The sequence below is a fragment of the Staphylococcus sp. EG-SA-2 genome (assembly GCF_017152085.1).
In genome coordinates this window covers 1-11,677 of sequence record NZ_JACYHC010000961.1, presented here as the reverse complement: position 1 = coordinate 11,677, position 11,677 = coordinate 1, and the positions used below count along the sequence as shown (strand labels likewise).

The window sequence follows — 11,677 nt, the reverse complement described above, 5'->3', positions numbered from 1 at the left end:
ATCGACTACTGTTGCAGAAGCACAAGGTAATGAACAAAAAGCAAACAATGTTGATGCAGCAATGGACAAATTACGTCAAAGTATTGCAGATAATGCGACAACAAAACAAAACCAAAATTATACTGATGCAAGTCCGAATAAAAAGGATGCGTACAATAATGCTGTCACAACTGCACAAGGTATTATTGATCAAACTACAAACCCTTCATTAGATCCGACTGTTATCAATCAAGCTGCTGGACAAGTAAGCACGTCTAAAAATGCTTTAAATGGTAATGAAAACTTAGAGGCAGCGAAGCAACAAGCAACGCAATCTTTAGGTTCATTAGACAACTTAAATAATGCGCAAAAACAAGCTGTTACTAATCAAATTAATGGCGCGCATACTGTTGATGAAGCAAATCAAATTAAGCAAAATGCGCAAAACTTAAATACTGCGATGGGTAACTTGAAACAAGCGATAGCTGATAAAGATGCTACGAAAGCAACAGTTAACTTCACTGATGCAGATCAAGCAAAACAACAAGCATATAACACTGCAGTTACAAATGCTGAAAATATCATTTCAAAAGCTAATGGTGGTAATGCAACACAAACTGAAGTTGAACAAGCAATCCAACAAGTAAATGCAGCAAAACAAGCATTAAATGGTAATGCCAACGTTCAACATGCAAAAGACGAAGCAACAGCATTAATTAATAACTCTAATGATCTTAACCAAGCACAGAAAGATGCATTAAAACAACAAGTACAAAATGCAACTACTGTAGCTGGTGTAAACAATGTTAAACAAACGGCGCAAGAGTTAAACAATGCGATGACACAATTAAAACAAGGCATTGCAGATAAAGAACAAACAAAAGCTGATGGTAACTTTGTCAATGCAGATTCTGACAAGCAAAATGCATATAATCAAGCAGTAGCGAAAGCTGAAGCATTAATTAGTGGTACGCCTGATGTTGTCGTTACACCTAGCGAAATTACTGCAGCGTTAAATAAAGTTACGCAAGCTAAAAATGATTTAAATGGTAATACAAACTTAGCAACGGCGAAACAAAATGTTCAACATGCTATTGATCAATTGCCAAACTTAAACCAAGCGCAACGTGATGAATACAGCAAACAAATCACGCAAGCAACACTTGTACCAAACGTCAATGCTATTCAACAAGCGGCAACAACGCTTAATGACGCGATGACACAATTGAAACAAGGTATTGCGAATAAAGCACAAATTAAAGGTAGCGAGAACTATCACGATGCTGATACTGACAAGCAAACAGCATATGATAATGCAGTAACAAAAGCAGAAGAATTGTTAAAACAAACAACAAATCCAACAATGGATCCAAATACAATTCAACAAGCATTAACTAAAGTGAATGACACAAATCAAGCACTTAACGGTAATCAAAAATTAGCTGATGCCAAACAAGATGCTAAGACAACACTTGGTACACTAGATCATTTAAATGATGCTCAAAAACAAGCGCTAACAACTCAAGTTGAACAAGCACCAGATATTGCAACAGTTAATAATGTTAAGCAAAATGCTCAAAATCTGAATAATGCTATGACTAACTTAAACAATGCATTACAAGATAAAACTGAGACATTAAATAGCATTAACTTTACTGATGCAGATCAAGCTAAGAAAGATGATTATACTAATGCGGTTTCACATGCAGAAGGTATTTTATCTAAAGCAAATGGCAGCAATGCAAGTCAAACTGAAGTGGAACAAGCGATGCAACGTGTGAACGAAGCGAAACAAGCATTGAATGGTAATGACAATGTACAACGTGCAAAAGATGCAGCGAAACAAGTAATTACAAATGCAAATGATTTAAATCAAGCGCAAAAAGATGCATTAAAACAACAAGTCGATGCTGCGCAAACTGTTGCAAATGTAAACACGATTAAGCAAACAGCACAAGATTTAAATCAAGCAATGACACAATTGAAACAAGGTATTGCAGATAAAGACCAAACTAAAGCAAATGGTAACTTTGTCAATGCTGATACTGATAAGCAAAATGCATATAACAATGCGGTAGCGCATGCTGAACAAATCATTAGTGGTACACCAAATGCAAACGTGGATCCACAACAAGTGGCTCAAGCGTTACAACAAGTGAATCAAGCTAAGGGTGATTTAAACGGTAACCATAACTTACAAGTTGCTAAAGACAATGCAAATACAGCCATTGATCAGTTACCAAACTTAAATCAACCACAAAAAACAGCATTAAAAGACCAAGTGTCGCATGCAGAACTTGTTACAGGTGTTAATGCTATTAAGCAAAATGCTGATGCGTTAAATAATGCAATGGGTACGTTGAAACAACAAATTCAAGCGAATAGTCAAGTACCACAATCAGTTGACTTTACACAAGCGGATCAAGACAAACAACAAGCTTATAACAATGCAGCTAACCAAGCGCAACAAATCGCAAATGGCACACCAACACCTGTATTGGCGCCTGATACAGTAACAAAAGCAGTTACAACTATGAATCAAGCGAAAGATGCATTAAACGGTGATGAAAAATTAGCGCAAGCGAAACAAGATGCTTTAGCAAATCTTGATACGTTACGTGACTTAAATCAACCACAACGTGATGCATTACGAAACCAAATCAATCAAGCACAAGCTTTAGCTACAGTTGAACAAACTAAACAAAATGCACAAAATGTGAATACAGCAATGGGTAACTTGAAACAAGGTATTGCAAATAAAGATACTGTGAAAGCAAGTGAGAACTACCACGATGCTGATGTCGATAAGCAAACAGCATATACAAATGCAGTGTCTCAAGCGGAAGGTATTATCAATCAAACGACAAATCCAACGCTTAACCCAGATGACATTACTCGTGCATTAACTCAAGTGACTGATGCTAAAAATAGCTTAAACGGTGAAGCTAAATTAGCCACTGAAAAGCAAAATGCTAAAGATGCCGTAAGTGGAATGACGCATTTAAACGATGCTCAAAAACAAGCATTAAAAGGTCAAATCGATCAATCGCCTGAAATTGCTACAGTGAACCAAGTTAAACAAACAGCAACGAGCCTAGATCAAGCAATGGATCAATTATCACAAGCTATTAATGATAAAGATCAAATATTAGCGGACGGTAATTACTTAAATGCAGATCCTGACAAACAAAATGCGTATAAACAGGCAGTAGCAAAAGCTGAAGCATTATTGAATAAACAAAGTGGTACTAATGAAGTACAAGCACAAGTTGAAAGCATCACTAATGAAGTGAACGCAGCGAAACAAGCATTAAATGGTAATGACAATTTGGCAAATGCAAAACAACAAGCAAAACAACAATTGGCGAACTTAACACACTTAAATGATGCACAAAAACAATCATTTGAAAGTCAAATTACACAAGCGCCACTTGTTACAGATGTCACTACGATTAATCAAAAAGCACAAACGTTAGATCATGCGATGGAATTATTAAGAAATAGTGTTGCGGATAATCAAACGACATTAGCGTCTGAAGATTATCATGATGCAACTGCGCAAAGACAAAATGACTATAACAAAGCTGTAACAGCTGCTAATAATATCATTAATCAAACTACATCGCCTACGATGAATCCAGATGATGTTAATGGTGCAACGACACAAGTGAATAATACGAAAGTTGCATTAGATGGTGATGAAAACCTTGCAGCAGCTAAACAACAAGCAAACAACAGACTTGATCAATTAGATCATTTGAATAATGCGCAAAAGCAACAGTTACAATCACAAATTACGCAATCATCTGATATTGCTGCAGTTAATGGTCACAAACAAACAGCAGAATCTTTAAATACTGCGATGGGTAACTTAATTAATGCGATTGCAGATCATCAAGCCGTTGAACAACGTGGTAACTTCATCAATGCTGATACTGATAAACAAACTGCTTATAATACAGCGGTAAATGAAGCAGCAGCAATGATTAACAAACAAACTGGTCAAAATGCGAACCAAACAGAAGTAGAACAAGCTATTACTAAAGTTCAAACAACACTTCAAGCGTTAAATGGAGATCATAATTTACAAGTTGCTAAAACAAATGCGACGCAAGCAATTGATGCTTTAACAAGCTTAAATGATCCTCAAAAAACAGCATTAAAAGACCAAGTTACAGCTGCAACTTTAGTAACTGCAGTTCATCAAATTGAACAAAATGCGAATACGCTTAACCAAGCAATGCATGGTTTAAGACAGAGCATTCAAGATAACGCAGCAACTAAAGCAAATAGCAAATATATCAACGAAGATCAACCAGAGCAACAAAACTATGATCAAGCTGTTCAAGCCGCAAATAATATTATCAATGAACAAACTGCAACATTAGATAATAATGCGATTAATCAAGTAGCGGCAACTGTGAATACAACGAAAGCAGCATTACATGGTGATGTGAAATTACAAAATGATAAAGATCATGCTAAACAAACGGTTAGCCAATTAGCACATCTAAACAATGCACAAAAACATATGGAAGATACGTTAATTGATAGTGAAACAACTAGAACAGCAGTTAAGCAAGATTTGACTGAAGTACAAGCATTAGATCAACTTATGGATGCATTACAACAAAGTATTGCTGACAAAGATGCAACACGTGCGAGCAGTGCATATGTCAATGCAGAACCGAATAAAAAACAAGCCTATGATGAAGCAGTTCAAAATGCTGAGTCTATCATTGCAGGATTAAATAATCCAACTATCAATAAAGGTAATGTATCAAGTGCGACTCAAGCAGTAATATCATCTAAAAATGCATTAGATGGTGTTGAACGATTAGCTCAAGATAAGCAAACTGCTGGAAATTCTCTAAATCATTTAGATCAATTAACACCAGCTCAACAACAAGCGCTAGAAAATCAAATTAATAATGCAACAACTCGTGATAAAGTGGCTGAAATCATTGCACAAGCGCAAGCATTAAATGAAGCGATGAAAGCATTAAAAGAAAGTATTAAGGATCAACCACAAACTGAAGCAAGTAGTAAATTTATTAACGAGGATCAAGCGCAAAAAGATGCATATACGCAAGCAGTACAACACGCGAAAGATTTGATTAACAAAACAACTGATCCTACATTAGCTAAATCAATCATTGATCAAGCGACACAGGCAGTGACTGATGCTAAAAACAATTTACATGGTGATCAAAAACTAGCTCAAGATAAGCAACGTGCAACAGAAACGTTAAATAACTTGTCTAACTTGAATACACCACAACGTCAAGCACTTGAAAATCAAATCAATAATGCAGCAACTCGTGGTGAAGTAGCACAAAAATTAACTGAAGCACAAGCACTTAACCAAGCAATGGAAGCTTTACGTAATAGCATTCAAGATCAACAACAAACAGAATCTGGTAGCAAGTTTATTAATGAAGATAAACCGCAAAAAGATGCTTACCAAGCAGCAGTTCAAAATGCAAAAGATTTAATTAACCAAACAGGTAATCCAACGCTTGATAAAGCACAAGTTGAACAATTGACACATGCTTTTAAACAAGCTAAAGATAACCTACACGGTGATCAAAAACTTGCAGACGATAAACAACATGCGGTTACTGATTTAAATCAATTAAATGGTTTGAATAATCCGCAACGTCAAGCACTTGAAAGCCAAATAAACAACGCAGCAACTCGTGGCGAAGTAGCGCAAAAATTAGCTGAAGCAAAAGCGCTTGATCAAGCAATGCAAGCATTACGAAATAGTATTCAAGATCAACAACAAACGGAAGCGGGTAGCAAGTTTATCAATGAAGATAAACCGCAAAAAGATGCTTACCAAGCAGCAGTTCAAAATGCAAAAGATTTAATTAACCAAACAGGTAATCCAACACTCGACAAATCACAAGTAGAACAATTAACACAAGCAGTAACAACTGCAAAAGATAATCTACATGGTGATCCAAAACTTGCTCGTGATCAACAACAAGCAGTAACAACTGTAAATGCATTGCCAAACTTAAATCATGCACAACAACAAACATTAACTGATGCTATAAATGCAGCGCCTACAAGAACAGAGGTTGCACAACATGTTCAAACTGCTACTGAACTTGATCACGCGATGGAAACATTGAAAAATAAAGTTGATCAAGTGAATACAGATAAGGCTCAACCAAATTACACTGAAGCGTCAACTGATAAAAAAGAAGCAGTAGATCAAGCGTTACAAGCTGCACAAAGCATTACAGATCCAACTAATGGTTCAAATGCGAATAAAGACGCTGTAGAACAAGCATTAACTAAGCTTCAAGAAAAAGTGAATGAGTTAAATGGTAATGAGAGAGTCGCTGAAGCTAAAACACAAGCGAAACAAACTATTGACCAATTAACACATTTAAATGCTGATCAAATTGCAACTGCTAAACAAAATATTGATCAAGCGACGAAACTTCAACCAATCGCTGAATTAGTAGATCAAGCAACGCAATTGAACCAATCAATGGATCAATTACAACAAGCAGTTAATGAACATGCTAACGTTGAGCAAACTATAGATTACACACAAGCAGATTCAGATAAGCAAAAGGCTTATAAACAAGCGATTGCTGATGCTGAAAATGTATTGAAACAAAATGCGAATAAGCAACAAGTGGATCAAGCACTTCAAAATATTTTAAATGCAAAACAAGCATTAAATGGTGATGAACGTGTAGCACTTGCTAAAACAAATGGTAAACATGACATCGACCAATTGAATGCATTAAACAATGCTCAACAAGATGGATTTAAAGGTCGCATCGATCAATCAAACGATTTAAATCAAATCCAACAAATTGTAGATGAGGCTAAGGCACTTAATCGTGCAATGGATCAATTGTCACAAGAAATCACTGGCAATGAAGGACGCACGAAAGGTAGCACGAACTATGTCAATGCAGATACACAAGTCAAACAAGTATATGATGAAGCGGTTGATAAAGCGAAACAAGCACTTGATAAATCGTCTGGGCAAAACTTAACTGCAGAACAAGTTATCAAATTAAATGATGCAGTCACTGCAGCTAAGAAAGCATTAAATGGTGAAGAAAGACTTAATAATCGTAAAGCTGAAGCATTACAAAGATTGGATCAATTAACACATCTAAACAATGCTCAAAGACAATTAGCAATCCAACAAATTAATAATGCTGAAACGCTAAATAAAGCATCTCGAGCAATTAATAGAGCAACTAAATTAGATAATGCAATGGGTGCAGTACAACAATATATTGACGAACAGCACCTTGGTGTTATCAGCAGCACAAATTACATCAATGCAGATGACAATTTGAAAGCAAATTATGATAATGCAATTGCGAATGCAGCACATGAGTTAGATAAAGTGCAAGGTAATGCAATTGCAAAAGCTGAAGCAGAGCAATTGAAACAAAATATTATCGATGCTCAAAATGCATTAAATGGAGACCAAAACCTTGCAAATGCCAAAGATAAAGCAAATGCGTTTGTTAATTCGTTAAATGGATTAAATCAACAGCAACAAGATCTTGCACATAAAGCAATTAACAATGCCGATACTGTATCAGATGTAACAGATATTGTTAATAATCAAATTGACTTAAATGATGCAATGGAAACATTGAAACATTTAGTTGACAATGAAATTCCAAATGCAGAGCAAACTGTCAATTACCAAAACGCTGACGATAATGCTAAAACAAACTTCGATGATGCCAAACGTCTAGCAAATACATTGCTAAATAGTGATAACACAAATGTGAATGATATCAATGGCGCAATCCAAGCAGTCAATGATGCAATCCATAATCTTAATGGTGATCAACGACTACAAGATGCTAAAGACAAGGCAATTCAATCAATTAATCAAGCTTTAGCTAATAAGCTAAAAGAAATCGAAGCTTCAAATGCGACGGATCAAGACAAGCTTATTGCGAAAAATAAAGCAGAAGAATTGGCAAACAGCATCATCAACAACATTAATAAAGCAACAAGTAATCAGGCTGTATCTCAAGTTCAAACAGCAGGCAACCACGCGATTGAACAAGTGCATGCTAATGAAATACCAAAAGCAAAAATTGATGCCAATAAAGACGTTGATAAGCAAGTTCAAGCATTAATTGACGAAATTGATCGAAATCCAAATCTAACAGATAAGGAAAAACAAGCACTTAAAGATCGTATTAATCAAATACTTCAACAAGGTCATAACGACATTAACAATGCGCTGACTAAAGAAGAAATTGAACAAGCTAAAGCACAACTTGCGCAAGCATTACAAGACATCAAAGATTTAGTGAAAGCTAAAGAAGATGCGAAACAAGATGTTGATAAACAAGTTCAAGCATTAATTGACGAAATCGATCAAAATCCAAATCTAACAGATAAGGAAAAACAAGCACTTAAAGATCGTATTAATCAAATACTTCAACAAGGTCATAACGGCATTAACAATGCGATGACTAAAGAAGAAATTGAACAAGCCAAAGCACAACTTGCACAAGCATTACAAGACATCAAAGATTTAGTGAAAGCTAAAGAAGATGCGAAAAATGCAATAAAAGCCTTAGCTAATGCGAAGCGTGATCAAATCAATTCAAATCCAGATTTAACACCTGAGCAAAAAGCAAAAGCGCTCAAAGAAATTGACGAAGCTGAAAAACGAGCACTACAAAACGTTGAGAATGCTCAAACTATAGATCAATTAAATCGAGGATTAAACTTAGGTTTAGATGACATTAGAAATACACATGTATGGGAGGTTGATGAACAACCTGCTGTAAATGAAATTTTTGAAGCAACACCTGAGCAAATCCTAGTTAATGGTGAACTCATTGTACATCGTGATGACATCATTACAGAACAAGATATTCTTGCACACATAAACTTAATTGATCAGCTTTCAGCAGAAGTTATTGATACACCATCAACTGCAACGATTTCTGATAGCTTAACAGCAAAAGTTGAAGTTACATTGCTTGATGGATCAAAAGTGATTGTTAATGTTCCTGTAAAAGTTGTAGAAAAAGAATTGTCAGTAGTCAAACAACAGGCAATTGAATCAATCGAAAATGCGGCACAACAAAAGATTGATGAAATCAATAATAGTGTGACATTAACACTGGAACAAAAAGAAGCTGCAATTGCAGAAGTTAATAAGCTTAAACAACAAGCAATTGATCATGTTAACAATGCACCTGATGTTCATTCAGTTGAAGAAATTCAACAACAAGAACAAGCGTATATTGAACAATTTAATCCAGAACAATTTACGATTGAACAAGCAAAATCAAATGCAATTAAATCGATTGAAGATGCAATTCAACATATGATTGATGAAATCAAAGCTCGTACTGATCTAACAGATAAAGAGAAGCAAGAAGCTATTGCTAAGTTAAATCAATTAAAAGAACAAGCAATTCAAGCGATTCAACGTGCGCAAAGCATCAGTGAAATAACTGAGCAATTGGAACAATTTAAAGCTCAAATGAAAGCAGCTAATCCAACAGCAAAAGAACTAGCTAAACGCAAGCAAGAAGCTATTAGTAGAATTAAAGACTTTTCAAATGAAAAAATAAATAGTATTCGAAATAGTGAAATTGGCACAGCTGATGAAAAACAAGCAGCAATGAATCAAATTAACGAAATTGTGCTTGAAACAATTAGAGATATTAATAATGCGCATACATTACAGCAAGTTGAGGCTGCATTGAACAATGGTATTGCTCGAATTTCAGCAGTACAAATTGTAATATCTGATCGTGCTAAACAATCGTCAAGTACTGGAAATGAATCTAATAGCCATTTAACAATTGGTTATGGAACTGCAAATCATCCATTTAACAGTTCGACTATTGGACATAAAAAGAAACTTGATGAAGATGATGACATTGATCCACTTCATATGCGTCACTTTAGTAATAATTTCGGTAATGTTATTAAAAACGCTATTGGTGTGGTGGGTATCTCTGGCTTACTAGCTAGTTTCTGGTTCTTCATTGCCAAACGTCGTCGTAAAGAAGATGAAGAGGAAGAATTAGAAATAAGAGATAATAATAAAGATTCAATAAAAGAGACTTTAGACGATACAAAACATTTACCACTTTTATTTGCGAAACGTCGCAGAAAAGAAGATGAAGAAGATGTTACTGTTGAAGAAAAAGATTCGCTAAATAATGGCGAGTCACTCGATAAAGTTAAACATACGCCGTTCTTCTTACCAAAACGTCGTCGTAAAGAAGATGAAGAAGATGTGGAAGTTACAAATGAAAACACAGATGAAAAAGTGTTGAAAGATAACGAACATTCACCACTCTTATTCGCAAAACGACGCAAAGATAAAGAGGAAGATGTTGAAACAACAACTAGTATTGAATCTAAAGATGAGGACGTTCCTTTATTATTGGCTAAAAAGAAAAATCAAAAAGATAACCAATCCAAAGACAAAAAGTCAGCATCAAAAAATACTTCTAAAAAGGTAGCAGCCAAAAAGAAGAAAAAGAAATCTAAGAAAAATAAAAAATAATTTGTTTCTTTGATAAATAGAGGAGCACCGATTGACATCACATCAGTCGGTGCTCCTTTTATTTATTCTTTTTAATTAATTTATACAATGCCTGTTGAGCGTGTTGATTCGCTTCTTTGTTTTGTTCTCTCGGTATCCATTTAACAAATAATAAATCAAAATCTTTTTCAAATATTTCTATTTGATCAAAATAAGGTTTGAAATTTGCGTTTTTCACATAACCAGCTTCAATGCTATCTGCAATTAGCTTTGAGTCTGTATATAATAGTGCGTTTTGAACATTTAATTCACGTGCATGTTCTAGTGCATAAATACATGCAGCCCATTCTGCAGTGTGGTTATCCATTTCGCCTAACTCATGTGTATATGTATAATGCTGCTTATCTTCTTTGATTACAATGGCACATGTACTTATGCCTGGATTTCCTTTCGTCGCAGCATCAAAATTTATTTTCGCCATAATAAACCTACTTTCTATTCAATACTTAGTTAAAGTTACTATTACTGTAATACAAAATATGTTGGGTAATCCATTAAAAAACACGCATCACTTAAATAAGTAACACGTGTTTAAAATACTCGCTGATTCAAAGATGATTTTCTAATACGTAGTACTGTAATATACTTCCTAAAAAAATCATCTTCAGGCTGGGACATAAATCAATGTTCTATGCTCTACGAAGTTATATTGGCAGTAGTTGACTGAACGAAAATGCGCTTGTAACAAGCTTTTTTCAATTCTAGTCAGGGGCCCCAACACAGAAGCTGACGAAAAGTCAGCTTACAATAATGTGCAAGTTGGGGAGGGGCCCCAACACAGAGAATTTCGAAAAGAAATTCTACAGGCAATGCGAGTTGGGGTGTGGGCCCCAACACAGAAGCTGACGAAAAGTCAGCTTACAATAATGTGCAAGTTGGGGATGGACCCCAACAAAGAGAAATTGTATTCCCAATTTCTACAGACAATGCAAGTTGGGGTGGGACGACGAAATAAATTTTGCGAAAATATCATTTCTGTCCCACTCCCTTAAAACTTATTCTTTTGTGTAGTAAGTGCGTTAATAGCCTTGATCTAACTTATCAATCTTACCTTTACGATAAAATGATTTAGCAATATATCCAAATGGTACATTGAAAACTGTTGAAGCTAAT

The 11,677-nt window shown here is 35.2% G+C and carries 2 protein-coding genes and 1 pseudogene; 1 reads left to right on the top strand and 2 read right to left on the bottom strand.

Annotated features, from left to right (window positions below; translation table 11 throughout):
* Positions 1–10,525 (top strand): DUF1542 domain-containing protein (locus IDG60_RS16695; protein WP_206160954.1); only part of this gene is annotated, 10,525 nt, incomplete at its 5' end.
* Between the two features lie 58 nt (positions 10,526–10,583).
* Here IDG60_RS16695 and IDG60_RS16690 read toward each other — a convergent pair.
* Together IDG60_RS16690 and IDG60_RS16685 are read right to left on the bottom strand one after the other, a co-directional pair.
* Positions 10,584–10,985: a ribonuclease HI family protein gene (locus IDG60_RS16690; protein WP_001062946.1), complete on the bottom strand. Its 402-nt coding sequence runs from the start codon at positions 10,983–10,985 to the stop codon at positions 10,584–10,586.
* Positions 10,986–11,583: 598 nt separating this feature from the next.
* Positions 11,584–11,677: pseudogene (locus IDG60_RS16685) on the bottom strand (queuosine precursor transporter); the annotation flags it as partial.